Genomic DNA, 25,445 nt, shown 5'->3' on the forward strand with positions numbered 1-25,445 from the left:
TTAAAACACCTTTATTTCAGCTGCTTGCAGAGGCCATGACGCAGGTAGCAGACGGTGTGGCTGCGCGCCGCCGCGGCCTGGACCAGCCAGCCGTTGTGGTCCCGCAGCCGCCGTGCCGCCGGGTCCATGGGCACGATCCCACGCCCCATCTCATCGAGGATCAGCACCGCCTCGCCGGGGGCAGCGGCGAGGCCGTCGAGCAGGCCCAGCCAGGTATCGCGCAGGGTATCGTCGTCCGGGGTTTCGGCCAGGGCGGCGGCGAGCCAGTCGGCGATGCCGTCGACCACCAGAACCTCTCCCCCTCCCTGGGCTTCCAGGCAAGCGGCGGCGTCCTCCCCCGCCGCCAGCCGATGCCAGCGGGCGTTGGGAAAGCGCTCCAGCGCTAGCCGGCGTCGGCCCGAGCCGGCACCGCCGATGAGGCTCTGCATTGCCACTCTCCTCCCTGGCTCTCGATCTCGAAGCGCCGGCCCTCGGCCTGCCCCACCACGCCCTCCCAGAAGTCGGTGCCCTCGAGGCGACGACGCAGCTCGCGGATGGCACCGCCGTGGCTCACCGCCAGCACCCGGCGCTGCCCCCGCTCGGCGGCCCGCTGGAGCACCTCCCCGAGCCAGGCCTCCAGACGCGCCCAGAGGGCATCGGCGGATTCACCGCCGGGGGGCGCCCGGCGGCCGGCGCTATCGACCCAGGCGCGATAGTGCGGGTCATCCTTGAGTTCCTCCCAGGTGCGCCCCTCGTACTCGCCGAAGTCCAGCTCCCGCAGCCGGGCATCGAAGCTCGCCTCCCAGGCCCGCCCTGCCCCGATATGGTCAAGGGTCTGGCGGCAGCGGGTCAGGTCGCTGCAGTAGAGGGCGTCGAAGGCCTCGTTCGCCAGGTGGTCGCGCAGGCGATCGAGCCCTGGCACGGCGTCGGGCAGCAGCAGCGGAATATCCCGCTGGCCCTGGTAGCGGCGCTCAAGGTTCCAGGCGGTCACGCCATGGCGAACCACCACCAGCTCCAGGCGATAAGCAGCAGCCATAGTTCTCCTCCTTCGATGGCGGCACCCACGATATCCCCGTTGATGCCGGTAAAGGCCCGCACCATGGCGAGGCCGTACAGAAACAGAAAGACGCAGAGGGCGCCGAGCAGCCAGGCGCCGCCGGGCACGAAGCCGAAGAGCGGCAGCAGCACCAGCAGCGCCAGGCCCAGGTCACGTCTTGCCAGGTGCTGGCGCCAGGTCCAGGCGAGCCCCTCGCGCCGCGCCAGGGGGGCCAGGCGCAGCAGCAAGAGCGCCCCGAAGCGCGCCAGCGCCGGCAGCGCCAGCCACAGCCAGGGGCTCGCTCCGGCCTCCAGCAGGGCCCAGATCAGCGCCGCTTTCCAGGCCAGCAGAAAGACCAGGGCGAGGATGGCGAAGCTGCCCACCTGGCTGTCCTTCATGATCGCCCAGCGCTTCTCCAGGGGCGCATTGCTGCCCAGGGCGTCGGCGATATCCATCACGCCATCCAGATGCAGCCCCCCGGAGAGCGCCACCCAGAGGCTGAGCAGCGCAAGGGCAAGCAAGGGGGTGGGCAGCCCCTGGCCCAGGATGGCCAGGGCCGCCAGGGCCGCACCGATCACCAGACCCGCCAGCGGAAAGCAGCGCAGCGCCCAGCGGCAGGTGGCGGCGTTCCAGGGGCAGGCGACGGGCAGAGGAATCCGGGTCAGGAACTGCAGGGCCAGCGCGAGCCCGTAAAGGGCCTCTCTCATGGGAGCGTCTCCGGGTCGTGGTCGTCGATAGGCTTCCAGTCGATGGGCAGGCCGGCCACTACCTCCACCACCCGGTCGGCCTCCCGGGCCAGGCGCCGATGCAGCCGCTGCAGGAAGGCGATATAGCGCCGGGTCTCGGCGTCCTCCGGGGGAAGGTCCTCGTTGAGGTCGTTGGAGACCACCACCAGGGCGATCCCCCGCGCCCGGGCCGCCGCCAGGCAATCGGCCAGCAGCGCTTCGCCCTCGGCGTCGCTGCCGCCGCCGCCGTAGCGCCACTGGCTGGCCCAGAGGGTCAGGCAGTCCAGCAGCACGCTGTCGCCATCGCTCACTTCGGCCAGGGCCGCGTCGAGGGCCAGCGGCACCTCCAGGGTGTGCCACCCCGCCCCGCGCTCCCGGCGGTGGCGGGCGATGCGCGCGACCATCTCGGCGTCCGAGGCCCGAGCCGTGGCCAGGTACCAGCGTCGGCCGCCGCGCCGGGCGTGCCAGCGGCAGAGCAGCGCCTCGGCGTAGCGGCTCTTGCCGGAGCGGGCACCGCCGCTGACGAAGGTGATCATCGGCGCACCTCCGACCGAACTATATCGGCCATATCGCCCAGGGCATCGCCAAGCGCCGCCAGCAGACGGGCGTTGGACGAGGCGCTGCCCAGGGCCAGGCGCAGCCAGCCCCCGTCGAGGCCCGCAAAGCCCTCGGTGTGACGGGCCAGCACGCCGCGGCGCAGCAGCGCAGGCAGCAGGTTCCGCGTGGCCTCGCGGCCCGCCGGGTGGCGCACCAGAAAGAAGTTGGCATGGCTCGGCACCACCGCGAGCCCCAGGGCCTCGAGGCCCGCCCGCAGCCGGGGCCGCTCGGCGGCGAGCCAGGCCCGGGTCGCCGCCTGGAAGTCGCGGTCCGCCAGCAGGGGCGCCACCAGGGCCGCCGCCAGGGCATTGACGCTCCAGGCGGGCTGGCAGGCCCGGGCCGCCGTCACCGCCTCGGGCGCGCCCAGCAGATAGCCCAGGCGCAGCCCCGGCAGGGTGAACTGCTTGGTCAGCGAGCGCAGCAGCAGCAGGTGCGGATGGTCGGCTAGCAGCGGCGTCAGCGCCTCCTTGTTTTCCCCCTGCCCGCCCTCGTCGCCGATGAAATCCACGAAGGCCTCGTCCACCACCAGCCGGCAGCCCCGGGCGGCGGTCAGCGCCAGCAGGCGTTCCACCTCGGCCCGAGGCACCAGGGTGGCGGTGGGGTTATTGGGACGGCAGAGCCAGAGCAGCCGCGCCTCACCCAGCCCCGCGGCGATGGCCTCGACGTCGAGGCGAAAGTCCGGCGGCGTCAGCGGCAGCGTCACCGCCGGCAGCCCCTGGGCCGCACAGGCCCGGGCATACTCGGCGAAGGTGGGCTCGACGATGGCCGCCGGCGCCCCGGGCCGCTCCCGGGCCTGCAGGGCCGCGGCCAGGAAGACCGCCTCGGCGCCGCCGTTGGTCAGCAGCACCTGCTCCGGGGCCACGCCCTCATGGGCGGCGATGGCCTCGCGCGCCTCGCGGTAGTCGGGATCGGGGTAGCGGGCGAGCGCCCCGGGCTCGGCGAGCCGCGAGTTCAGCCACTCATGCAGCCAGGCCGGCGGCCCCAGGGGGTTGAGGTTGGCGCTGACGTCCAGCACCGGGGTCGTCTCATCCAGGCCGAAGCGCGCCAGCAGGGGGCCGGGCTGGCCCCCGTGCAGGGGCCAGCCGCCGGCGGACAGGCCGCGGCCCGGGGCGCTCATGGCAGGGCCTCCACGAGCAGCACCGCCAGTGCCAGCAGCGCCAGAAAACCCAGCCAGCCGCCGTGCATCAGGCGAATGGCCGCGCCGATATGGGCGCAGCGCAGCGGCTCCCTGGGCGTGCCCAGGCGGGCGCGCTCGGAGATCTCGCCGCGGTAGCGGTTGGTGCCGCCGAGCTGGACCCCCAGCAGGTTGGCCACCATGGCCTCGGGCCAGCCGCTGTTGGGGCTGGGGTGGCGGGGGGCCTCGCGGCGGGTGGCGGCCAGCGCGCCTCGGAGGCGCAGCCCGCGCTCCCGCCGCGCCAGGCAGCACGCACCCAGCCAGAGGGTCAGGGCGGTGAGCCGGGCCGGCAGCCAGTTGGCGGCGTCATCCAGGCGCGCCGCGGCGCGGCCGAAGTCGAGGTAGCGCTCGCTGCGGTAGCCCACCATGGAGTCCAGGGTGTTGACCGCCTTGTAGGCCACCGCCAGGGGGGCGCCCCCCAGCAGGGCGAAGAGCAGCGGTGCGGTGATGCCGTCCACCGTGTTCTCGGCCACCGTCTCCACCGCCCCCCGGGTCACCTCCCCCTCGTCCAGCGCCTCGGTGTCGCGGCCGACGATCATGGCAAGCGCGCGACGCGCCGCGGGTAGGTCGCCTCGGGCCAACGGAGCGGCCACCGCCAGGGCGGCATCGCGCAGGCCGCGAATGGCCAGGCAGCTGGCCAGCAGCCACCCCTCCGCCAGCCAGCCCAGCCAGGGGTGAAGCCGCGCCAGCAGGGCGATGGCGGCCCAGGCCAGCAGGCCGCTTCCCACCACCACCAGGGCGGTCATCAGCGCACCGCGGACACGGCGCGCCCGGCGAGAGCCCCGGTTCCAGGCCCGCTCCAGCCGGGCGATCACCGCCCCCATGCCCACCACCGGGTGGGGCAGGCGGCGGGGGTCGCCGATGGCCAGGTCCAGGGCCACGGCGGCAAGCACCAGGCCCAGCAGCGCAAGCGACAGCGGTTCAGCCATGGGCGGCCTCCTCCTGGCGCCGGCGCCACTCCCGGGAGGCCAGCAGCGAGGCGCGAGTGGCCCGGTAGACCGCCTGGCCCAGCTCGCGACCCAGGCGCGTCCCCGAGCCGGCATAGGGGGTCACGGGGCCCGCCTGGGTCGCGGCAACCGCCAGGCAGTCGGTGGAGGTGCCGCTGGCCGGCGTGCCGCTATGGGGGTCCTGCACGCCGAGGGAGTGCAGGGCGCGCACCTTGGCCTCGCTGGCCGACAGGCAGGCGTTGACCAGGCCGCCATCGGTCAGGTGGCCATCGATCACGACCAGCGTATTGATGGTGCCTACCGGGCGCGGATCGCCGGCCAGGGGGGCGACGATATCCACGGCGTTGCCGGCCCCGGCGGTCACCGCCACCAGCACGCCCTGCCCTACCTCCACCCGCAGGTGCTCGAGGCGCACCGCGGTCATCATGGCCAGGCTGTCGCCCTCCGGCAGCCCGCGCGCCGCCAGCCAGGCGGCGAGATCCGCCGCCGGCGCGCTGCCGGCATAGTCCTTGTCCACATGGAAGTTGCAGAAGTGGCGTCGCCAGCCGAAGCCGCCGCCCACCAGGGCGCTGCTCAGGGTCCAGAGCGGGCGCGGGGCGGCCAGGTATACGCAGTCGGCGGCGGCATCGAGGGTGAGCCCTGGGCCGAAGGCGAGCTGGGTGGGACCGGGCCTCATGGGGCGGCGTCGATGCCGATATCGTCGAAGGTGGCCATCTCCGCCAGCAGTCGGCAGGCCGAGTCGAGCAGCGGAAAGGCCAGCGCCGCCCCGGTGCCCTCGCCCAGGCGCAGCTCGAAATCGACCAGCGGGCGGGCCTCCAGGGCGGCCAGGGCCCCCTCATGGCCGGGCTCCCGGGAGCGGTGGCCGAAGAGCAGGTAGTCGCGCAGGCTCGGCCGCAGCCGACAGGCCACCAGCGCCGCCACCGTGGCGATAAAGCCATCGACGATCAGCGGCAGGCGGTGGGTCGCACCGCCCAGGAAGGCCCCCGCCATGGCGGCAATCTCCAGGCCGCCCACCCTGGCCAGGGCCTCCAGCGGGTCCGCCGGGTCGGGGCGCCGCGCGGCCAGGGTACGCTCGATCACGTCGCGCTTGTGGGCCAGACCCGCCGCGTCCAGGCCGGTACCGGGGCCCACCAGCCCCTCGACCGACGCACCGGTCAGGGCGGCCAGCAGGGCGCTGCTGGCGGTGGTGTTGGCGATGCCCATCTCGCCGACGATCAGGCTGCGACACCCCGCCGCCGCGGCCCGCTCGGCGGCGCGCCGACCCGCGGCCATCGCCGCCAGCGCCTCGTCGCGGCTCATGGCGTCCTCGTGCAGCATATTGGCCGTGCCGAGGCGAACCCGCTCGTCGACCAGCCGCGGGGAGTCGGCCGTGCCCTCGGGCAGGGGTGTGGCCACGCCCACGTCGATCACCTCGAGATGGGCCCCATGCTGGCGGGCAAAGACGTTGATGGCGGCCCCGCCGGCGGCGAAATTGGCCACCATCTGGGCGGTCACCTCGGCAGGAAAGGCGGAGACGCCCTCGGCGGCCACGCCGTGGTCCGCGGCGAACACCAGCATGGCCGGTGGCGAAACCTGCGGCAGCGCCTGGCCCTGAATGGCGGCCAGCTCCACGGCGAGTCTCTCCAGGCGGCCCAGGCTGCCCGGCGGCTTGGTCAGGCGGTCCAGGCGCTGCGCGGCCTGCTGGGCCGCCAGGCTATCGAGAGAAGGCAGGAAATCGGGGATGACGCTCACGCAGGCCACTCCTTGGATCGGCAGGCGAAGGGGCCGGCCATCTTAGCAGAGTTGGCGGAAAGGTCAGGGGATCAGCACCGCGGCACCGGAGAGCCTCCCCTCGCGGAGGTCATCGAGGGCCCGGTTGGCCTGATCCAGGGGGTAGGCGCGGGTCTCGGTGCGGATCGGCACCTGCGGCGCCAGGGCCAGGAACGCCTCGCCGTCCTGGCGGGTGAGGTTGGCCACCGACTTCACCGAGCGCTCCTCCCAGAGCAGCCGGTAGGGGAAGCTCGGAATGTCGGACATGTGGATGCCGCCGGAGACCACGGTGCCGCCGGGGCGCACATGGGAGAGCGCCGCGGGGATCAGCTCCCCCACCGGGGCGAAGAGGAGGGCCGCATCCAGCGCCTCCGGCGGCGCCTCATCGCTGCCGCCGGCCCACTCGGCGCCGAGCCGCCGGGCGAAGGCCTGGGCCTCGGCGTCGCCGGGACGGGTGAAGGCGAAGACCCGCTGCCCCCGAGCCAGCGCCAGCTGGATCAGGATATGGGCGGCGGCACCGAAGCCGTAGATGCCGAGCCGCCGTGGGGCCTCGCCGCCGGCCAGGCGCCAGGTGCGGTAGCCGATCAGCCCGGCGCAGAGCAGGGGTGCACTCGCCTGGGCATCGTCGCCCTGGATGGGAAAAGCGTAGCGGGCGTCGGCCACGCAGTATTCCGCGTAGCCGCCGCCCCGGGTGTAGCCGGTGAACTCGGCCCGCTCGCAGAGGTTCTCCTCGCCGCGAAGGCAGGGGGCACACTCGCCGCAGGTCCAGCCCAGCCAGGGCACGCCGAGGCGCTCACCCAGCGCCACCCCGGTCACTCCCTCCCCCAGGGCGGTGACCTCGCCGATGATCTCGTGGCCGGGCACCAGGGGCAGACGCGGGTCGGGCAGTTCGCCATCCACCACGTGGAGGTCGGTGCGGCAGACCCCGCAGGCCAGCACCCGCAGCTGAAGCTCCCCCGGGCCGGGCGCGGGCCGCGGCACCTCCTCCAGCACCAGAGGCTGACCCGGGGCGTGCAGGCGCATGGCGCGCATGGTCTCGGTCATGGTCATTCTCCTCTCGGCCGTCCAGACCGGCCCTGCCGACAGGATAGCCGAGGGCTCAGGCGGCGACCCGGACCTCGTAGCCGGTGTACTTGCGCAGGTTGATCACGCCGGTATCGAGGATCAGGTACTGCCCCTTGAGGCCGAGCAGGGTACCGCCGATCTCGGGGGTCTTGTCGAGGTTGTGGGAGACCACCTTGGTGGGATATTCGAGCACCGGGTAGTCCAGGGCCACCGGCGGCGCGTCGAGCAGGCGGATGGCGTCTGCTCCGAAGCGCTCGCGCAGGCTGGCAAGCCCGCCCTCCAGGCGCGCCAGCAGGCGATCGCGCTCGGCGGGCAGGTCCAGCTCGGCGGTGTCGCCCTTGAGCATGGCCCGCCAGTTGGTGCGGTCGGAGACCTCCTCCTTGAAGAGCGTCTCCACAAAGCCCGACTGCTGGCGGGTCTCTACCTCGAAGATCGGCAGCGCCTGCACCGCGCCCTGGTCGAGCCAGCGGGTTGGTACCTGGGTGCCCCGGGTGATGCCGACCTTGAGCCCGGAGGCGTTGGCCAGATAGACGATATGCGGCTGGAAGCAGTGGCGCTCGCCCCACTCCGGCTCGCGGCAGGTGCCGGCGAAGAAGTGGCAGGTCTCCGGCTTCATGATGCAGGTGTCGCACTGGGCGAGCTTCTTGAAGCAGGGGTAGCAGTGGCCCTGGGCGAAGCTCTTCTTGGTGGCCCGGCCGCAGTGGGTGCAGGCGATGGCGCCGCTCCAGGCGAGCGACAGCGGCCGCCCCAGGCGCTCGTTGAGATCGAGGCGCGCCTCGCCGGCGCGCAGGGTATAGCGGGCGGGCTCACCGCCCTGCCCCGGCGCGATGGCCATCTTGGTCAGGCAGCCGGTGACCTCGGCGGCCGCGGCTATGGCGTCAGTCACGGCCGGCGTCCTTGGCAAGCCCCGCCAGTGCCGGGTCCACGCCGGCGCCGCTGCTGGCCCCGCCGCAGGTGCGCTGCTGCAGGTAGCCCACCCGCTGCTCCTCGGGGACGTTATTCTCGAACTCGTAGCGCATCACCGCCTCCATGCAGAGCTCGGTCTGCTCCCGGGTCAGCAGGCGGCCGTCCGGCCACTTGCGCAGCTCCACCGCCTGCTTGAGGCTCTGGTAGATGGCCGGGGTCATCTGCTGGATCATGCGCTCGAAGGTCATATCGCTCATCGGAAACTCTCTCAATGGTGACGGCGTGCTCGCCCGGAATAGTACCAGCCCAGGGCCAGGCCCACGACCAGCCCCCCCAGGTGCGCCTCGTTGGCCACGTTGCCGAAGCCCACGGCGCCGGCCATGTCGGTCATGGTGAAGACCATCCAGCCGAGCATGAAGACCACCAGCATCTGGGGCACGAAGAAGCCGCTGCCGGGGGCCCGCCGCGACATCAGCCAGACGTAGCCGAGCAGGGCGAAGTCGACGCCGGACATGCCGCCGAAGAGCACGGTACCGGCGGCGTACTGGGCCAGGTTGGCACCCACGCCGGCGGCGAGCAGGATCAGCAGCATGCGCCCGCTGCCCTGCAGCGCCTCCACCTGGCGTCCGAAGTACCAGAGCCACAGCATGTTGAAGATCAGGTGCATCCAGCCGAAGTGCAGAAAGGCCGGCGAGAGCGGGCGCCAGATCTGGCCGGCCAGCAGCGCCTCGACCAGGCTGCCCACGGCCAGGGTGCCGCCGGGGGCGACGCCCAGGGGCACGATGGCCAGCAAGGCAATGACCAGATCGCCAAACACCGCCATGGCGGCGAACACCAGCAGGCAGAGCCCCAGGGTGGCCGCGGTGACCGGCGCCTGGCGCAGCACCCCGGCCAGCGAGCCGGACGCCGGCCCGGCTTTGCGTCGTGCGCGGCCCCGGGCAGGCATCAGCGGCTCGCCGCTCTGCCACTGGGCCAGCAGCCGCATCATCTCTGCCTGCTGGCGGGGATCCGCCAGCCAGAGGGTCTGGCCCTCGTCATCCTCGGTGATGCGGTGGCCGATACGGTGGGCCCAGAGGGCACGGCGCAGCTCGCGGGTATCGGCATCGGGGGGCAGCTGGATCACGCGGTACATGGCGCCTCCTTGTGCGCGTGGGTGGGCGGGACCGGGGAGCGCGCATAAAAAATCCGGCGGAGGGGGCCGCCGGATAAGAGCAAGGGATCATTCAAGGGAACACCTACTCTGATGGCGGTCGGCACCAGGAGTTCACGGCACCGAGCAAAAAATATTGTAAAGTTTTGTGTCATGTAAAAACGTCATTCGAAGCTGATCTCCCAGGGGCGCGGGCGCACCTGCTCCTCCCGGGGGACCCGCAGCCAGACGAAGTGGTCCGCGTTGAGCTGGCGCTCGCCGCTCCAGCGGTAGGCCACCAGGCGGCCGAACTTCACCGCGCTGTAGTCCAGGCAGGCAACGTTGGGCGCCGGCAGGGCCGGAATCCCCTCGCACCAGTAGTGCCCGATGAAGAGCGGCGGCTCGTCCGGCCCGTAGAAGGCCAGCCGCTGGCGATCCTCGGCAGAGAGCGGGCGCAGCTCCAGGTCCCCGGGCAGGTTATCGGGCTGGAACACCACATCGCCCCAGGTCTGCGGTGACTGCGCCCAGAAGTGGGTGCGGAAACTGCGCCGGGTGAAGCCGTCGCCGGAGTGGATCTCGGTGCCCAGCGGCAGGGGCATCTGGGTGCCCCGGGTGAGACGGTCGAGGATCTCGAAGGCGCGGGTGCCCGGCGCCGTGGACTCCACCAGGAAGGCCTCGTCCATGCAGGCATCCGGATGGCGGCTGCGCAGGTCGTCGATCAGCGACTGGTCCCAGCAGGCGTGCACCACCCGCAGGCCCTCGCGCTCCAGGAAGAGCGGGATCTCCAGGAACCAGGCCAGCGCCTCCTCCCACTCCTGGGGGTGGTCGCGATACTGCTCCAGGGTCTCGTTGATGATGCGGTTGTTGCGCGGCGTGTGCTCGCGCAGCCACTCCCGGCCAATTCCCGCCGGGGCGCGATGACAGTAGGCCAGGGCGTTGTACTCATGGTTGCCCATGACGATATGCGCCTCGCCCTCCTCCACCATGCGCCGGGCGATCTGCACCGCCAGCCGGATGCGCGGGCCCCGGTCGATCAGGTCGCCGAGAAAGATGACCCTGCGCCTGGGGTGGCGGTAGACGCCGCCCCGCTGGTGGTAGCCCAGTTTCTCCAGCAGCGCGGCCAGGGTGGCGCCGCAGCCGTGGACATCGCCGATCAGGTCGTAGCCTTCGAATCTCGCCTGCGTTCTCACATCAGTCTCCCAGGCGATTGCTCCAGCCCAGCTTGCTGCGCAGGACCTCGAAGAAGTTGTGACCCAGCGGATGCACCAGCTGGACGCACTGGGGCTTGCGGCGGATCACCAGGACATCGTCGGGCTTGGCCACGGCGCGGGTCTGGCCATCGCAGCTGATATGCGGGTAGGTCTGGTTGGTCTCGCCGATGTGGATACGGATCTCGCTTGCGGCGTCGATGACGATGGGCCGGCTGGAGAGGGTGTGGGGGAACATCGGCACCAGGGTCACCACGTCGAGCTTGGGGTGCATGATGGGGCCGCCGCCGGAGAGCGAATAGGCGGTGGAGCCGGTGGGCGTGGCGATGATCAGGCCGTCGCTGCGCTGGCTGTAGACGAACTGGCCGTCGATGAAGAGCTCGAACTCGATCATCCGCACCGCCTTGCCGGGGTGCAGCACCACCTCGTTCAGGGCATCACCACTGCCCATCAGGGTGCCGTCGCGATAGAGCTCGGCGTCGAGCAGGAAACGCTCCTCCACCTCGTAGTGGCCGTCGAGCACCTCGCCTACCCGAGCCTCCAGCTCATCCGGAGAGATATCGGTGAGAAAGCCCAGTCGACCGCGGTTGACGCCCAGTACCAGGGTGCCGCTATGGCACAGGGTGCGGGCCGCCCCCAGCAGGCTGCCGTCGCCACCCACCACGATCACCAGGTCGCAGAGCTGGCCGAGCATGCGCCGGCTCGACTCCACGTGGCCGTGGTCGAGGAGCACCGTGGCGGTGCGATCCTCGATGATGACATGGTGGCCGCGCCCGTCCAGGAAGCGGATCAGGCGCTTGAGGGTGTCGACCACCTTGGTGCTGCCAAGGCGGCCAATCAGGCCGATGGTACGGAAGGACGTCTTGGCGTCGCGTTCCGGGGAAGAGCTCTGTTCGGATGGCATGCAGGGGCCTCTCGCATTGCAGCGGCCCATTATGGCCACTGCCCAGCCCCCCGGCAAACGGGGCGCGTCGCGCCTCAGGCGGCCAAGGCCGCGCGGCGCTTCACCCACCACTCGTTGAGCCAGAGCGAACCGGCGATGATCGCCCCGCCCAGCGCCAGGCGCCCGAGGTCGGCGTCACGGTTCCAGATCACCAGGTTGACCAGCAGGCCGGCGGGGATCAGGGCGTTGTTCATGATCGCCAGCGCCCCGGCGTCCACCCGGGTCGCCCCCAGGTTCCAGAGGAAGTAGCCACCCCCCGAGGCCACCAGCCCCAGCCAGAGCAGCACGCCCCACTGCACCCCGGTAGTCGGCAGCGCGCTGGCATTGCCCAGCAGGGCAAAGGCGGGCAGGGCCACGGCCAAGGCGCCCAGGTAGAACCAGGCGAAGACGCTGTGGCGGGGCAGCGAGGCGGGGAGCTCATCCGAGAGCCTCCGGTAGCCCACCTGGCCCAGGGCGAAGCAGAGGTTGGCTCCCTGCACCACCAGGAAGCCGAGCAGGAAGCCGCCGTCGAGACCGTCGTAGCGGATCACCCCGGCCCCCACCACGGCCAGCGCCGCTGTCAGCAGGTAGAAGGGGGTAAAGCGCCCGAACAGGGCATCGTCGAGCAGGGTGATATAGAGCGGCGTGAAGATGGTAAAGAGCAGCACTTCCGGCACCGAGAGCAGCAGGAAGGACTGATAGAAGAAGATATACATCAGCCCCAGCTGCACGGCGCCCAGCCCCATCAGCACCAGGCGCTGGCGCCCGCGCAGCAGGCCAGGGCGCAGGAAGGGCAGGAAGACCAGCGCCGCCAGGGCCACGCGCAGGGCGACGGCGAAGTAGCTGTCCACCTGGCCGGCCAGGTAGACGCCGATCAGCGAGAAGGAGAAGGCCCAGAGTACGGTGACGCCGACGAGATAGCCCACGGTCAACCTCATTGATATTTTGAGTTGACGGCGATTATACGCCAGCCGGCGCCTCTGCCAACCCCGGCGAACCGCTGTCTCAGCGCCGAGCCAACAGGCGCAGGGCGTGGATCACGCCCGGCACCCACCCCAGCAGCGTCAACAGCAGGCTCAGCCGGATGCGGCGCGCCGGCGCCCGAGACAGCCCCACGGCCAGCGGCGGCATCAGCACGGCCAGCGCCAGCAGGGCAGTACGGGGCGCACCGGCACTCACCGCCTCGGCCGGGGGCGGAGAGGCGGTCTCGGCAGCGCCCGGATCGTACTGCTCCACTCCCCCCTGCGCCTCGCGGGCCTGCCGCTCGATCAGGCGCTGGTGAGCCTCATGATTGATTTTCTGCTCCAGGGAGCCGGCATCCTCGGCCAGCTCATCGTGGTAGCGCTCCCACTCCTCCCAGTCGTGGGGCGTCCCGGCCCGGGGGCGATGATCCCCCGACTCCCGGGCGCGCGCCCAGGCCTTCTCTTCCAGGGTGGTGGGGCGTTCACGTTCACGATCGCCGTCAAGCCCCTTGCGGGCAAGATACTCGCGAGCATCCATAGGCTGACTCCTGGGTTATCGATACCGGGCCTTGATTTTGAGGCAGGAAGGCGCCAGGGGGTTCCAGAACGACCATATGCAGCGCCACGTCCAAGCGTTGATAGCGAAAGACTCAACGGGGCCCGGGAGTGGACTATGCTGAAACCGCTACGGGCTGATGATCAACCGGCACAAGGAGAATTGCCATGCCCAACAAGGCCCCCACCACCGTTCGCGAGATCATGTCCCGTGACTGCTACCGGGTGACCGCCAAGACGGCGGTATCTACCCTGGCCGAGGGACTCTCGCTCCACCGGCTGCCCGGCGTTCCGGTGGTCGATGAGCACGACCACCTGATCGGCTTCATCTCGGAGCAGGATGTGCTCGGCAAGGTGCTGGAGAGCACCTATCTCAACGAGGAGCCGCCGCTGGTCAAGGAGCTGATGCGCCACGAGGTGCTCACCGTCACGCCCAACAAGAGCATCACCGACCTGGCCCAGGAGATGCTGAAGAGCAAGCCCAAGGTCTATCCGGTGGTGGAGCAGCAGCGCCTGGTGGGGATCGTCACCCGCCGCGATGTCCTCAACGCCATCCTCAGCATGCGCCACAAGCAGAATCACTGAGCTCTTCACCACCGATGCAGCGCCCCGCCACGGCGGGGCGCTTTCGTGTGACGCCCCGGCCGGGCGGCTGCCGCCCGCCACCCCGCCAAAAAGAAGGCCGCTTCCCTAGGGAAACGGCCAAGCATCGATCGAAAAACTGCGAGCCAGAACAACAGTGTTAGCGACTGCTATCGCGCTGTTGCCTGTGCTTACTCAGACAGTGCTGCGAGGAAAAGTTCGAAAGCGGCGGAAAATTTCTTGGCCGGGGCCCATGTACGCTCCTGCCATTTCGAACCTCATGCGGCAGCACCCCTTAAAAACAGCAACTTGCAGCACAAACGCGAAAAAGGCCGCGCCGCGGCTTGCATGGCTAAGCGATTGGTTTTACTATCGAAACCGCCTAGCGGGTGTAGCTCAATGGTAGAGCAGAAGCTTCCCAAGCTTAAGACGAGGGTTCGATTCCCTTCACCCGCTCCACGTTTTATCAGTAATTTTGTTCATTTCTCACGTGGATCCAGAATACTCCTGGTATGGGCCATCCTCTGGTAGCGCCCATGACTCTCTTCCTGCTTGTCTTTGCCGTCTGCCTGCTGATCTTCGGCGGCATGACCGCCCTGCTGCTGCTCTCCGGCACCCCCCGCTATCGCACCGAGCCCGCCCAGTTGCTCGCGCTGATCGATCGCGCCCTGGCCAGCGAGGTCACTGAGACCGAGTGGAATGCCATCATCGGCTACCCCATCCGCCACGACGAGACCCTGGACAGCATCCGCCGTCGCGCCCAGAGACTGGTGGACGAGCATGGCAACCACGGCCGCGTCAGCCGCGGCAAGCCCCTGCTGGATGCCGCCGGGCAGGAAGAGCTACAGGCCCTGCGCGACCACCTCGCCCGCCATCTGGCCCTGCGCGAACAGCAGCGCCGCGGCGAGTGAGCCCGGGGCGTCGATAGGCTAGACTGAGGACTTCGCCAGCCGAAACGGGCATGACCTGATGTCGAGCGCCATCCGCCAGATCCCCCTCGATACCGCCACCCTCCACCATGCACACGACTACCATCAGATCGTGATCGGCCTAGAGGGGCGCGCGGAGTTCGAGATCGAGGGACTGGGCGGCGCCATCTCGGCGCTGTCGGGCTGCATCGTGCCGGCCAACCACGTGCACTACTATGCCGGGAGCGGCGAGAATCGCCAGCTGATCCTCGATCTTCCCTGTGAGGCGGCCTGCCTCACCGGTCTCCATCATGAACTGGCGCGCCTCTTCGATGCCCCGCGCTTCTTCGCCCTGGACGACCCCCTACGCCGCTACCTGGACTTCCTGCTGCTCGAGCTCGAGCACGCCCCCCGCACCCTTGGCGCCGGCCAGCAGGAGCGTTTGGCCGGCACCCTGCTGGGTTGCCTCAACGAGCGGCTGGGCGGTAGCCCACCGGCGCCCCGGGGCCGCCCCCTGGACCTGACACGCCTCGACCGCTTTATCGAACGCCACCTGGCGAGCCCCCTGCAGGTGGGCGACCTGGCCCGGGAGGCCTGCATGAGCGAGGCCCACTTCCGGGAGCGCTTTCGACAGCAGACCGGCCTCTCGCCCTGGCAATACGTGCGCCGCCGGCGCCTGGAGGCGGCCCGCCATCTGCTCTCCGCCACCGGCCTGCCCGTGGCGGAGGTCGCCGCCCGTACCGGCTTCGGCAGTCAGAGCGCCTTTGCCAGCGCCTGCCGCAACGCCTTTGGCGCCCCCCCAAGCCAGCTGCGACAGCCCGCCGAGCGTCCGCGGCCGCTGAACCGCGTTTCCCGCCAGGGTCGAGCATAGGTCGCGACTAAAGTCTAACCCTTGCGGACAGAGACGCCGCAGAATCCGCGAAATCCGCCGCCACTCCCGCGAAATCCGCAAGCACGCCATCCCCTAGGCTCCTAAAGTCAGGGGTACGGCCGTTTCACGCAGTGATCACGCCTGCCTGGAAAACGGCACCCTTCCGCCTGACGAGACTCCCGGGGGAAACCGATGCTCGACGCCACCACCATGCTGGATACCGCCACCTGGCAGCAGGATCTGGACACCCTCTTCGCTCGCGTCAGCGAGCACTATGCCATCGATGAAGATGACTTCGTCGCCGAACTGGTCAAGGTGCTCAGCGCCGACACCCGCGACTTCCAGCGCATCGCCGGCAAGACCGCCGAACTGGTCCGCGAGATCCGCGAGATGGACACCGCCGTGGACTCCATCGACCAGCTGCTGCAGGAGTACAGCCTCGACACCCACGAGGGGCTGATGCTGATGTGCCTGGCCGAGGCAATGCTGCGCATCCCCGACCGCGCCACTGCCGATGCCCTGATCGAGGACAAGCTGGGCCCCGCCGACTGGAAGTCCCACCTCGGCCAGAGCGACTCCTGGTTCGTCAACGCCTCCACCTGGGGCCTGCTGATGACCGGTCGGGTGCTCAACCTGGATCACCCCAAGGAGGGTCGCCCCGCCGGCTTCATCAACAAGCTGGTCAACCGCATGGGTGAGCCCGTGATTCGCCGGGCCATGCGCGAGGCCATGAAGGTGATGGGCAAGCAGTTTGTGCTGGGCCGCGACATCGACGAGGCGCTCAAGCGTTCGCAACCTCTCTTCGACAAGGGCTACACCTACTCCTACGACATGCTGGGGGAAGCCGCTCGCACCCGCAGCGACGCGCGCAAGTACTTCGACGACTACGCCCGCGCCATCGAACGAGTCGGCAAGGCCAGCCAGGCGCTGACCGACAGGACCCCCGCCCCTTCCGTCTCCATCAAGCTCTCCGCGCTGCACCCGCGCTACGAGTTCGGCCGCCGCGATCAGGTACTCCATGAGCTGGTCGACAGCGTCAAGCGGCTGGTGGCCATGGCCCGGGAGCGGGACGTCGCCCTGACCATCGACGCCGAGGAGGTCGACCGCCTGGAGATCTCCCTGGAGGTATTCCGGGCCGTCTACGAGAGCCAGGAGGCTCGGGGCTGGGGCCACTTCGGGCTGGTGGTGCAGGCCTACGCCAAGCGCGCCCTGCCGGTGCTGCACTACCTCAACCGCCTGGCCGACCAGCAGGGCGACGAGATCCCCCTGCGCCTGGTCAAGGGCGCCTACTGGGACAGCGAGATCAAGGAGTCCCAGCAGCTCGGGGTGGAGGGCTACCCGGTCTACACGCGCAAGGCCTGCACCGACGTTGCCTACCTGGTCTGCGCGCGCTTCCTGCTCTCCGACGCCACCCGCGGGCGGATCTTCCCGCAGTTCGCCACCCATAACGCCCACACCATCAGCGCCATTCTCGAACAGGCAAACGAGGCCTCGCGCCCCTTCGAGTTCCAGCGCCTGCACGGCATGGGCGAGGCCCTCTACGACGCCGCCCTGCCCCGGGCACCCAAGGGCACCTACTGCCGCATCTATGCGCCGGTGGGCGCCCACAAGGACCTGCTTCCCTACCTGGTTCGCCGCCTGCTGGAGAACGGCGCCAACTCCTCCTTCGTCCACCAGCTGGTGGACCCCAGGGTGCCGGTGGAGTCGCTCTGCGTGCATCCCGTCGAGACTCTGCGCCAGCAGCCCCGCTACGCCAACTCCCGCATCCCGCTGCCCGCGGAGATCTACGGCGAGCAGCGGCGCAACTCCCGGGGGGTGAACCTCAACGTTCGCAGCCACTATCAGCCGCTGATGGAGGCCATGGCCGAACACATGGAGCGCGAGCATAGCGTCAAGCCGCTGCTCGCCTTCGAAGTGCCCGCTGATCCCGCCCGCTGCCAGGAGGTGCTCTGCCCCTTCGACCGGCGCCAGCGGGTAGGCCGGGTACAGTGGACCAGCGCCGACGAGGCTGCCCGCGCCGTGGACGCCGCCTGGGCTGCCTTCCCCCGCTGGCAGGCCACCCCGGTGGCCGAGCGGGCCGCCATCATTCGCCGCCTGGGCGACCTGATGGAGACCCATATGGCGGAGCTGATGACGCTCTGCTCCCGGGAGGGCGGCAAGCTGCTCACCGACGGCGTCGACGAGATCCGCGAGGCGGTGGACTTCTGCCGCTACTACGCCATGAAGGCCGAGGAGCTCTTCGGCGAGGCGACCGCCCTGCCCGGCCCCACCGGCGAATCCAACCGGCTGATGCTCGCCGGCAAGGGGGTCTTCGCGGCGATCAGCCCCTGGAACTTCCCGGTGGCCATCTTCTGCGGCCAGGTGGTGGCCGCCGCGGTGGCCGGCAACACCGTGCTGGCCAAGCCCGCGGAGCAGACCTCCATCGTCGCCCACCGGGTGATCGAGCTGCTGCATGAGGCCGGCATGCCCCGGGAGGTGGTACAGCTGCTGCCCGGCGACGGCCCGACCGTGGGCAGCGTGCTCACCGGCGACCCCCGCATCACCGGGGTGGTCTTTACCGGCGGCACCGATACCGCCCAGGTGATCAACCGCGCCCTGGCCGGCCGCGAGGGCGCCGCCCTGCCGACGCTGGTCGCCGAGACCGGCGGCATGAACGCCATGATCGTCGACTCCACCGCCCTTCCCGAGCAGGTGGTGGCCGATGTCATCCAGTCCGCCTTCCAGAGCGCCGGCCAGCGCTGCTCGGCGCTGCGGGTGCTCTATCTTCAGGAGGACGTGGCCGACCGGGTCATCGAGATCCTCAAGGGGGCCATGGATGAGCTGCGCGTGGGCGACCCCCGCGACCTGGGCACCGATGTGGGGCCGGTGATTGACGAGGATGCCCGGGCGGGCCTCACCGCCCATATCGAGACGCTCAAGGCCGAGGGCCGGCTGGTGGCCGAGACGCGCCTGGAGACCCACGAGACCGCCCACGGCACCTTCGTGGCGCCGGTGGCCTTCGAGATCGACGGCATCGAGGCCCTGGAGCGGGAGCAGTTCGGCCCGATCCTGCATATCGTCCGCTACAAGAGCAGCGAGATCGACCGGGTGATCGACTCGATCAACGACCGCGGTTACGGCCTGACCTTCGGCGTGCACAGCCGCAATGAATCCTTTGCCGATGAAATAGCGCAGAAAATTCGTGTTGGTAACGTCTACGTAAACCGCAATATCATCGGTGCCGTTGTGGGCGTGCAGCCCTTCGGTGGCCTGGGGCTCTCCGGTACCGGACCCAAGGCGGGCGGGCCGCACTACCTGCTGCGCTTCGCCACCGAGAAGACGGTGACCGTCAACACCGCCGCCCTGGGCGGCAACGCCTCACTGCTTGCACTGGGAGACGAATGATCGGCAGCAGCCTGCCGTCATCAACAACAAGACGGCGCCCGAGTGACGACTCACGCGAGGGCGCTCACCGGACGGAGTCCGCTCCGTCCCAACGAACTGGAGAACTTCTATGGCCATTGGTGTCTGGATCAGCCTGATTGGTTACTTCGTGCTCATGATCGCCATCGGCGTCTATGCCATGCAGAGAGCCACCTCTTCCTCGGAAGACTACATGCTGGGGGGGCGCGCCCTCAGTCCCAAGGTGGCGGCACTGTCGGCCGGCGCCTCGGACATGAGCGGCTGGCTGCTGCTGGGCTTGCCCGGCGCGCTCTTCATCTCTGGCCTGGGCTCTGCCTGGATCGGTATCGGCCTGCTGGTGGGCGCCTTCCTCAACTGGACGCTGGTCGCACCTCGCCTGCGGGAACAGACGGTCCACTATGGTAATGCCATTACCATTCCGGCCTTTCTGGCCAACCGCTTCCCGACCCGGGCACTCGCCCTGCGCACGGTCTCTGCCGTCGTCATCGTCGTCTTCTTCGCGGTCTATACGGCGTCTGGCCTGGTGGCGGGCGGCAAGCTGTTCGAGAGCGCCTTCTCCGGCATCTACAACTTCGGCGGGATGAGCGATTACGCCATGGGCGTCGTGATCACCCTGGGCGTGGTGCTGGCCTATACGGTCGTCGGCGGCTTCCTGGCCGTGAGCCTGACCGACTTCGTTCAGGGCTGCATCATGATGCTGGCCCTGGTGCTCATGCCGGCGGTGGTGCTCTTCGGGGAAGGCGGCGGCGGCTTCGCCCAGGCCTCCGAGACCCTCAACTCGGTCGACCCGACGCTGCTCTCCTGGACGGCGGGGCTGACCTTCGTCGGCTGGCTCTCCGCGGTGGCCTGGGGCCTCGGCTACTTCGGCCAGCCCCATATCATCGTGCGCTTCATGGCGATCCGCTCCCTGAAGGATGTGCCCATTGCCCGCAACATCGGCATGAGCTGGATGGCAATCTCCCTGATCGGCGCCGTCTCCCTCGGCGTATTCGGCCGGGCCTACGCGATCCGCAACGGGATGGACGTTCAGGACCCTGAAACCATCTTCATCATCCTGGCCAACCTGCTGTTCCACCCGCTGATCACCGGCTTCCTCTATGCGGCCCTTCTCGCGGCCATCATGAGCACCATCTCCAGCCAGCTGCTGGTCTCCTCCTCGTCGCTGACCGAAGACTTCTACCGCCTCTTCCTGCGTAAGGAAGCCAGCGAGAAGGAGAGTGTCGCCATAGGTCGCCTCTGCGTGGTGATCGTCGGCGTGGTGGCCGCCATCATTGCCTCCGACGAGGACTCTCAGGTTCTGGGGCTGGTCAGCAACGCCTGGGCTGGCTTCGGGGCGGCGTTCGGACCGCTGATCATCATGTCGCTGATGTGGCCGCGCACCAACGGCGCTGGCGCCATCGCTGGCATGGTCGTGGGCGCCGTCACCGTGATGCTCTGGATCACGCTTGGCTGGAACGCCGAATTCATGGGTGGCCCCGGCGTGTACGAGATCATTCCCGGCTTCATTGCCTCCCTCGTCGCCATCATCGCGGTGAGCAGCATGACGGCCGACGCCGGTGAGTATCGGCATATCGATCGTGACAGCCGGGCATCGTGACCCGAGCAGGGTAGAGAAAGAGCTCCTTCGGGAGCTCTTTTTATTGGTGAGGGCACCCGGTAGCAGGCTCTCTTCGCATCAGCCTCCCAGCAGTGCGCGACCCAGCAGCAGGCCGGCAAACAGCCCCAGTGCCACCAGGCTCCAGGGCGGCGTCGCCAGCCGGCGCTGCCAGCGGCGCTCAGGGGAGAGGCCCAGCGGGCGCACAAAGGCCGCGCCCAGGGCCCAGATGCCCAGCAGCACCGCCGGCAGGCGCATCCCCAGGGGCAACCCCTGGATCAGCGCCGGCTGGAGCAGCAGCCAGACCGCCAGCCCCGCCGCTACCAGCAGAGAGAGCGCCGGCTCCCGCCGGGCCTGTACGACATCAGAGGCGATACGCATGGTCGTTCCTCCCAAGGGGCCTGCTTCCCCAAGTCAAGACGATTTCCGACCGATGCGCGACCCGCCGACGTTGCGACGCGGCAATTCTTGTACAGGCACCCCCTAGCCCTCCCCTGGCCGGCCTTCAATTCTTGCCTGACAGGCCGCACTCAGTGGCCATTTCACTTGCCGCAACATTTTTCAAGACTTCTACCATCTCATAATCTATAGTCACCCTTGTACAACAAAAGATTTCTCCCCGGGCCCCTGACGCCCATGACCGACGCGAGGTCTCACTGATGAATCAGCATCGCTTCCTCACCGCCGCCCTGCTCTCCGCCGGAGCCCTGATCGCCAGCCAGGCCGCGCTGGCCTACCAGGCCGGTGAAGTCTTTGTGCGCGGCGGTATCGCCCAGACCGACGTCAAGTCCAACAATGGTGACCTGGATGTCCCGGGAGTAGGCGTCGCGCGCCTGGATGTCTCCGACGAGCGCGGGCTCTACTACGGCCTGGGCTACCTCTTTACCGACCAGTTCGGCATCGAGCTCAGCGGCCAGGAGAAGGTCGAGCATGACCTGACACTGGGCGGAGGCCCTATCGGCAGCGTCGACCGCATGCCGGTCAATTTGCTGGTCAACTACTACCCCCTGGGCGGCATGGACTCCCGCGTCCAGCCCTATGTGGGCGCCGGCCTCAACTACACCCGCTTCTCCGGCGAGGAGTTGCCCGGGCTCGACGTGCGCCGCAGCTATGGCGTTATCGGCCAGGTAGGGGTGGACCTGGCCGTGGCCCAGGGCGTCATGCTCAACGGCTTCGTCAGCTATGCCGACGTCTCGGCGGATGTGCGACTGGGCGGCGACAAGATCGGCGAGGCCAAGATCGACCCCATGACCATCGGCGGCGGCATCACCTATCGCTTCTGATTCCCCCCTCTGCTTCTTTTGTTCCTGCTGCGCCGGGCCCTGCCCGGCGCAGCCGTCTGTGCCGTCGCGACCCGCCCGGTGATAACGGCTTTCACAATTCTTGACGACTCGCTACGGGACATTTGAAAACAGTGTTTTCTATAATGACTCTGTCATTGGCCACCGGGCACTCCGGCTTGGCTCTCGCGTGAAGCAACAGGAGGATCCCTGACCATGCGTACCTCTCGACTGATCACCGCCGCCGCCATCGCCGCCAGCTGCGCCTTCGCCAGCCAGGCCGCCCTGGCCTACAGCGCCGGCGACACCTTCGTGCGCGGCGGCTTCGCCAAGTCCGACACCCGCTCCGACAACGGCGTCGCCGACGGCATCAGCAGCGGCGAGACCGGCTTCACCTTCGGCGCCGGCTACCTCTTCCACGACAACATCGGCGTGGAGCTCAACAGCTCCGAGAAGATCGAACACACCGTCAACGGCGATGACACCATCGACCGGATGCCGGTCAACCTGCTGGTCAACTACTACCCCCTGGGCGGCATGGACTCCCGCGTCCAGCCCTATGTGGGCGCCGGCCTCAACTACACCCGCTTCTCCGGCGAGCCGGAGGGCGTGGATGCCCGTCGCAGCTATGGCGCCGTAGGCCAGGTAGGGGTGGATCTCGCCATCACCGAGAACCTGATGCTCAACGGCTTCGCCAACTACGCCGACGTGGACTCGCGTATCTCCGTAGACGGCGAGCGCCTCGGCACCGCCAAGGTGGATCCCATGACCATCGGCGGCGGCGTGACCCTGCGCTTCTGATGCCGCACATGGCATGATGATTGCGGTAACCAAGGACGCCGCCGGGCCCAGCCCGGCGGCGTCTTTTTGTGTCTCTCACCCTTGTGCATCGCAGCACCACTTGACCGGCGTCAAGAAAGCTCCGAGGCGGCTTGATTAAAATTGCCTTAACCCCGACAGGCCAGCAAGGGCCTGTACGGCATTGCTGAAACCGGAACGTCAAGGAGTCGCCCCATGCGCAAGCACTTCCCCACCCTGCTCGCCGCCGGCCTGGCCGCCGCCGCCTTTACCACCAGCACCCAGGCCCTGGCCTACGGCGCGGGCGACTTCTTTACCCGCCTGGGCGTCGCCAAGGTAGCGCCCAAGAGTGATAACGGTAACCTCGATACGGCTCTTGGCAACCTGGCGGTAGATGTCCAGGATGACACCAACTTCGCCTTTACCCTGGGCTATCGCTTCCACGATAACGTCGGCGTCGAGCTGCTGGCCGCCCTGCCCTTCGAGCATGACATCAACCTGGACGGCCAGAACCTGGCTTCTACCAAGCACCTGCCCCCGACCCTGACCGTGCAGTACTACCCCCTGGGCGGCACCGCGGCCCTGGTGCAGCCCTATGTCGGCGTAGGCATCAACTACACCCGCTTCTCCAGCGAGAAGCTTGATATTGATGGCATCGACCTCGACCTCTCCAGCTCCTGGGGCGCCGCCGGCCAGGTGGGCGTGGACGTCCTGATTGACGACAACTGGGCGCTCAACGCCGCCGCCTGGTATATCGATATCGAAACCGACGCCAGCCTCAACGGCACTGAGGTAGGCACCGTAAAGATCGATCCCTGGGTCATCATGGGCGGTATCAGCTACCGCTTCTGATCCTCGCGCCACCCGCGCGAAACGCAGGAGGCCCGCCAATGGCGGGCCTCCTGCGCTGGTGGGGAAGCATGTCGGGCCCTGTTCAGCCCTCGGTGACCAGCCGGTCGATGCGCGCCACGGCCTCGGCGATCATCTGCCGCTCGCTGGCGCGCGCCCCGGACTCGGCCAGCCAGGCCTCCACCGCCGGGGCCACCTCGCACTTCGCCGGCATCGGCGCACGGGCCTCCACCAGCGCCTCCAGGCGCACGATAAAGACGAAGCGCAGCCACTGGGACAGTGACATGGTGTCGGCACAGAAGGGCTCAACGCTGGCAAAGGCAGCCGCCTCGGGGGGCTCCATGCGCCACTGGCCGGTAGCGCGCATGGTAGCCTCCAGCTCGCGCAGGGCGACTGCCAGCTCCTGGTGAACGCTCATGAGAAATACCTCGGTGATGTGTACCGTCCATTATCCTGATGATCCCCCTCCCCTGGCTACCCCAAGGGGTTGTCCACACCCGCCCCCCTTCCCGGGACACCAGGCACACAGTTCACAGTTTCCCTGAACGGGCCTGTGGATAATCTCTGGAAAGGCGACGCAGAGCCACGGCTCATGGGGGGTCGCGGCGATCGCTCAAGAATTGATCACGCCCCTGCGACTCCACTGTGCTCGGCAGCTGACAGCGGCAGGCCGCCAAGGTAGAGTGCACGGTTCGATGACGGGAGAGAGCATGCAACCCATCCATACTCTTCATGACTTCTTCGTGCGCAGCGGCGCCGAGGTGAACCTCTACCATCTGGGGCGCCGCGTCACGCCCTGCGAGCTCGCGACCCTGGCGGCCTTCGAGGCCGGCGATCAACCCTGGCCGTCCCCCTGGCAGGGGCAGGCGCGCCTGGGGCTGGTGTTCCGGCTGGGCGACATGCCCAACCCGGTCATCTGGTTCCTGGCGCTGCCGCTGGATGAGCAGGGCCACCTGAGCCCCGCGCCCCGGGATGCCTTTCTGCAGCGCCTGCTCGAGACCCTGGGCCGCAGCGTGGAAAGCGTCGGCCGGGAGGACGGCGAGGCGGTGGACAACCTGATGAAGGACAACCCGCTCGCCTTCACCCCCTCTCTGCCCTTCCAGGCCATGCTGCACGCCCGGGCCACCCTGGCGCTGGGGCGTCCCGCCAGCGAGCACCTGGAGCCGGCGGAGGCCTACTTGAGCGGCCAGCAGGGCTTCGACTGGCAGGCCCTAGGGCTGCAGGGGCTGGCCGACTTCGCGGTGCGCATGGAGGCCGATGACCAGACGCGCCTGGCGGCCCGGCTGCCCGAGCTGCCGGGCGAGGTGCTCGCCTCCCTGTGCTACTGTCTGGAACATGTGGATATCAGCGACGCGCTGGCCGGGGCGCTGCGCGAGCGCGGGGAAGCCGCTGCCAGGGCCGGCGACATCGAGGGCTTCTGCGCCTGCGTACGCGCCATGGCCGGCGCCGATGGCCGCCTGGCCGGCGCCTGGTTCGACGCCCTGCTGGCTGACGCCGACGCCTGCGGCCCCGACCTGCTGGCCGCCATGGCCGGACGCGGCTGGCACCATCTGGAGCACGGCGAGCGGCTGCCCCGCTTCCTGGGCCGGCTGGCCGAGTGCCAGTCCGCCGACTTCATGACGGTGGCGCGGGACCTGGCGCTGATCCCCAGGCTGCGGCTGCCGGTGCTGATGACCCTGCGCGAGGCGCCGACGGACTCCCCCATCGGTCGCCGGCTGGCCGCCCTGACCCGTTGAGACGCCTGCAAGGATTTCCATGAGCATGAAAGAACTGCCCTATACCCCCAAGGCGGTGATCGGCCGTCGAGAGATGGTAGAGCTGCCCGAGATGCACCTGAGCCTGTGTGCCAAGGCGGACACCGGGGCGCGCACCTCGGCGCTTCACGCCGAGGATATCGAGTCCTTCGAGGAGGATGGCCACCTCTGGGTCAGCTTCACCACCCGCAGCGGCGGCCCGGACACGCCCCCCCATGTGTTTCGCATGCACCTGCACGACCGCCGCAAGGTGCGCAGCTCCAACGGCCAGGAGGAGTGGCGCTACGTGATCCGGACCTCCCTGCGCCTGGGCGAGCTGGAGTTCCCCGTGGAGCTGACCCTGACCGACCGCCGCAACATGCGCCACCCCATGCTGCTGGGCCGACGCGCCCTGCGTCGCCTGCTGGTGGCGCCCGGCGCCGCCTTCCTGCACGGTGAACCCTGAAGCGAACG

General features: G+C 69.2%; 28 protein-coding genes and 1 tRNA gene. 11 read left to right on the forward strand and 18 right to left on the reverse strand.

Translation table 11 applies throughout. The annotated features are described in order from the left end of the window. Positions 1-11: 11 nt before the first annotated feature. The 16 genes from ACRYRV_RS02450 to ACRYRV_RS02525 form a co-directional block, all read right to left on the reverse strand. The gene (locus ACRYRV_RS02450; RefSeq protein WP_444984071.1) at positions 12-428 is read right to left on the reverse strand and encodes a bifunctional adenosylcobinamide kinase/adenosylcobinamide-phosphate guanylyltransferase; all 417 of its coding nucleotides are present in this window, start codon (positions 426-428) and stop codon (positions 12-14) included. Further along, on the reverse strand, positions 383-1,015 hold the full coding sequence (locus tag ACRYRV_RS02455) for a histidine phosphatase family protein (RefSeq protein WP_444984070.1): 633 nt from the start codon (positions 1,013-1,015) through the stop codon (positions 383-385). The genes ACRYRV_RS02450 and ACRYRV_RS02455 overlap by 46 nt, the downstream gene beginning before the upstream one ends. Next, positions 967-1,722: an adenosylcobinamide-GDP ribazoletransferase gene (cobS, locus tag ACRYRV_RS02460; RefSeq protein WP_444984069.1), complete on the reverse strand. Its 756-nt coding sequence runs from the start codon at positions 1,720-1,722 to the stop codon at positions 967-969. The genes ACRYRV_RS02455 and cobS overlap by 49 nt, the downstream gene beginning before the upstream one ends. Beyond that, complete coding sequence (locus tag ACRYRV_RS02465; RefSeq protein ID WP_444984068.1) at positions 1,719-2,276, reverse strand: bifunctional adenosylcobinamide kinase/adenosylcobinamide-phosphate guanylyltransferase; 558 nt, start codon at positions 2,274-2,276, stop codon at positions 1,719-1,721. The genes cobS and ACRYRV_RS02465 overlap by 4 nt, the downstream gene beginning before the upstream one ends. Then, complete coding sequence (gene cobD / locus ACRYRV_RS02470) at positions 2,273-3,454, reverse strand: threonine-phosphate decarboxylase CobD (protein WP_444984067.1); 1,182 nt, start codon at positions 3,452-3,454, stop codon at positions 2,273-2,275. Before cobD ends, ACRYRV_RS02465 begins: the two co-directional genes overlap by 4 nt. Further along, positions 3,451-4,440 (reverse strand): adenosylcobinamide-phosphate synthase CbiB, encoded by a 990-nt coding sequence (cbiB, locus tag ACRYRV_RS02475; RefSeq protein WP_444984066.1) that lies wholly within the window; start codon positions 4,438-4,440, stop codon positions 3,451-3,453. The genes cobD and cbiB overlap by 4 nt, the downstream gene beginning before the upstream one ends. After that, complete coding sequence (locus ACRYRV_RS02480) at positions 4,433-5,134, reverse strand: adenosylcobinamide amidohydrolase (RefSeq protein WP_444984065.1); 702 nt, start codon at positions 5,132-5,134, stop codon at positions 4,433-4,435. The genes cbiB and ACRYRV_RS02480 overlap by 8 nt, the downstream gene beginning before the upstream one ends. After that, on the reverse strand, positions 5,131-6,189 hold the full coding sequence (gene cobT, locus ACRYRV_RS02485; RefSeq protein ID WP_444986175.1) for a nicotinate-nucleotide--dimethylbenzimidazole phosphoribosyltransferase: 1,059 nt from the start codon (positions 6,187-6,189) through the stop codon (positions 5,131-5,133). Before cobT ends, ACRYRV_RS02480 begins: the two co-directional genes overlap by 4 nt. A 63-nt stretch (positions 6,190-6,252) precedes the next feature. Further along, a complete protein-coding gene (locus tag ACRYRV_RS02490) occupies positions 6,253-7,251 on the reverse strand; it encodes a zinc-dependent alcohol dehydrogenase family protein (protein ID WP_444986173.1) in 999 nt (332 codons plus the stop codon). A gap of 55 nt (positions 7,252-7,306) precedes the next feature. Then, positions 7,307-8,107 (reverse strand): DUF2797 domain-containing protein, encoded by an 801-nt coding sequence (locus tag ACRYRV_RS02495; RefSeq protein ID WP_444986228.1) that lies wholly within the window; start codon positions 8,105-8,107, stop codon positions 7,307-7,309. Between the two features lie 43 nt (positions 8,108-8,150). Continuing rightward, the gene (locus ACRYRV_RS02500; protein WP_253450702.1) at positions 8,151-8,435 is read right to left on the reverse strand and encodes a YeaC family protein; all 285 of its coding nucleotides are present in this window, start codon (positions 8,433-8,435) and stop codon (positions 8,151-8,153) included. Positions 8,436-8,446: 11 nt separating this feature from the next. Further along, positions 8,447-9,310, reverse strand: a complete 864-nt coding sequence (locus tag ACRYRV_RS02505; RefSeq protein WP_309637469.1) for a rhomboid family intramembrane serine protease — start codon at positions 9,308-9,310, stop codon at positions 8,447-8,449. Between the two features lie 182 nt (positions 9,311-9,492). Beyond that, positions 9,493-10,497: a metallophosphoesterase gene (locus tag ACRYRV_RS02510; protein ID WP_444986171.1), complete on the reverse strand. Its 1,005-nt coding sequence runs from the start codon at positions 10,495-10,497 to the stop codon at positions 9,493-9,495. 1 nt (position 10,498) lies between these two features. Beyond that, complete coding sequence (locus ACRYRV_RS02515) at positions 10,499-11,419, reverse strand: NAD(+) kinase (RefSeq protein WP_253450694.1); 921 nt, start codon at positions 11,417-11,419, stop codon at positions 10,499-10,501. A 74-nt stretch (positions 11,420-11,493) separates the two neighbouring features. After that, entirely contained in the window at positions 11,494-12,363 is an 870-nt protein-coding gene (locus tag ACRYRV_RS02520; protein ID WP_309637467.1) for an EamA family transporter, read from the reverse strand. Between the two features lie 79 nt (positions 12,364-12,442). Continuing rightward, positions 12,443-12,937, reverse strand: a complete 495-nt coding sequence (locus tag ACRYRV_RS02525) for a YqaE/Pmp3 family membrane protein (protein ID WP_444986168.1) — start codon at positions 12,935-12,937, stop codon at positions 12,443-12,445. A gap of 185 nt (positions 12,938-13,122) precedes the next feature. Here ACRYRV_RS02525 and ACRYRV_RS02530 point away from each other — a divergent pair, with 185 nt between their 5' ends. The 6 genes from ACRYRV_RS02530 (at position 13,123) to putP (ending at position 20,314) form a co-directional block, all read left to right on the forward strand. Continuing rightward, on the forward strand, positions 13,123-13,539 hold the full coding sequence (locus ACRYRV_RS02530; protein WP_309637465.1) for a CBS domain-containing protein: 417 nt from the start codon (positions 13,123-13,125) through the stop codon (positions 13,537-13,539). 382 nt (positions 13,540-13,921) lie between these two features. Continuing rightward, positions 13,922-13,995, forward strand: a tRNA-Gly gene (locus ACRYRV_RS02535). A 77-nt stretch (positions 13,996-14,072) separates the two neighbouring features. Beyond that, positions 14,073-14,447: a hypothetical protein gene (locus tag ACRYRV_RS02540; protein ID WP_309637464.1), complete on the forward strand. Its 375-nt coding sequence runs from the start codon at positions 14,073-14,075 to the stop codon at positions 14,445-14,447. Positions 14,448-14,505: 58 nt separating this feature from the next. Continuing rightward, a complete protein-coding gene (locus tag ACRYRV_RS02545) occupies positions 14,506-15,315 on the forward strand; it encodes a helix-turn-helix domain-containing protein (protein ID WP_444986165.1) in 810 nt (269 codons plus the stop codon). A gap of 192 nt (positions 15,316-15,507) precedes the next feature. After that, a complete protein-coding gene (gene putA / locus ACRYRV_RS02550) occupies positions 15,508-18,699 on the forward strand; it encodes a bifunctional proline dehydrogenase/L-glutamate gamma-semialdehyde dehydrogenase PutA (RefSeq protein ID WP_444986163.1) in 3,192 nt (1,063 codons plus the stop codon). Positions 18,700-18,808: 109 nt separating this feature from the next. After that, positions 18,809-20,314, forward strand: coding sequence for a sodium/proline symporter PutP (gene putP / locus ACRYRV_RS02555; RefSeq protein WP_309637461.1), 1,506 nt, complete (start codon positions 18,809-18,811; stop codon positions 20,312-20,314). Positions 20,315-20,392: 78 nt separating this feature from the next. On the opposite strand, the gene ACRYRV_RS02560 is transcribed toward putP, so the two are convergent. Continuing rightward, positions 20,393-20,692, reverse strand: a complete 300-nt coding sequence (locus ACRYRV_RS02560) for a cyd operon YbgE family protein (protein WP_309637460.1) — start codon at positions 20,690-20,692, stop codon at positions 20,393-20,395. Between the two features lie 278 nt (positions 20,693-20,970). Between ACRYRV_RS02560 and ACRYRV_RS02565 the strand changes: the two genes are divergently transcribed. From ACRYRV_RS02565 to ACRYRV_RS02575, 3 genes are all read left to right on the forward strand, one after another. Continuing rightward, positions 20,971-21,594: an OmpW/AlkL family protein gene (locus ACRYRV_RS02565; protein ID WP_444986160.1), complete on the forward strand. Its 624-nt coding sequence runs from the start codon at positions 20,971-20,973 to the stop codon at positions 21,592-21,594. A 213-nt stretch (positions 21,595-21,807) separates the two neighbouring features. Beyond that, the gene (locus tag ACRYRV_RS02570) at positions 21,808-22,392 is read left to right on the forward strand and encodes an OmpW/AlkL family protein (RefSeq protein ID WP_309637458.1); all 585 of its coding nucleotides are present in this window, start codon (positions 21,808-21,810) and stop codon (positions 22,390-22,392) included. A gap of 213 nt (positions 22,393-22,605) precedes the next feature. After that, a complete protein-coding gene (locus ACRYRV_RS02575; RefSeq protein WP_110070478.1) occupies positions 22,606-23,241 on the forward strand; it encodes an OmpW/AlkL family protein in 636 nt (211 codons plus the stop codon). Positions 23,242-23,323: 82 nt separating this feature from the next. Here ACRYRV_RS02575 and ACRYRV_RS02580 read toward each other — a convergent pair whose 3' ends face one another. Then, positions 23,324-23,656, reverse strand: a complete 333-nt coding sequence (locus ACRYRV_RS02580; protein ID WP_444986157.1) for a YqcC family protein — start codon at positions 23,654-23,656, stop codon at positions 23,324-23,326. Between the two features lie 292 nt (positions 23,657-23,948). On the opposite strand from ACRYRV_RS02580, the gene ACRYRV_RS02585 reads away from it, so the two are divergent. Next, positions 23,949-24,974, forward strand: coding sequence for a DUF3549 family protein (locus ACRYRV_RS02585; protein WP_444986155.1), 1,026 nt, complete (start codon positions 23,949-23,951; stop codon positions 24,972-24,974). 25 nt (positions 24,975-24,999) lie between these two features. Next, a complete protein-coding gene (locus tag ACRYRV_RS02590) occupies positions 25,000-25,437 on the forward strand; it encodes an ATP-dependent zinc protease family protein (RefSeq protein ID WP_253450654.1) in 438 nt (145 codons plus the stop codon). Positions 25,438-25,445 lie beyond the last annotated feature (8 nt).

This window comes from Halomonas mongoliensis, from assembly GCF_052496345.1.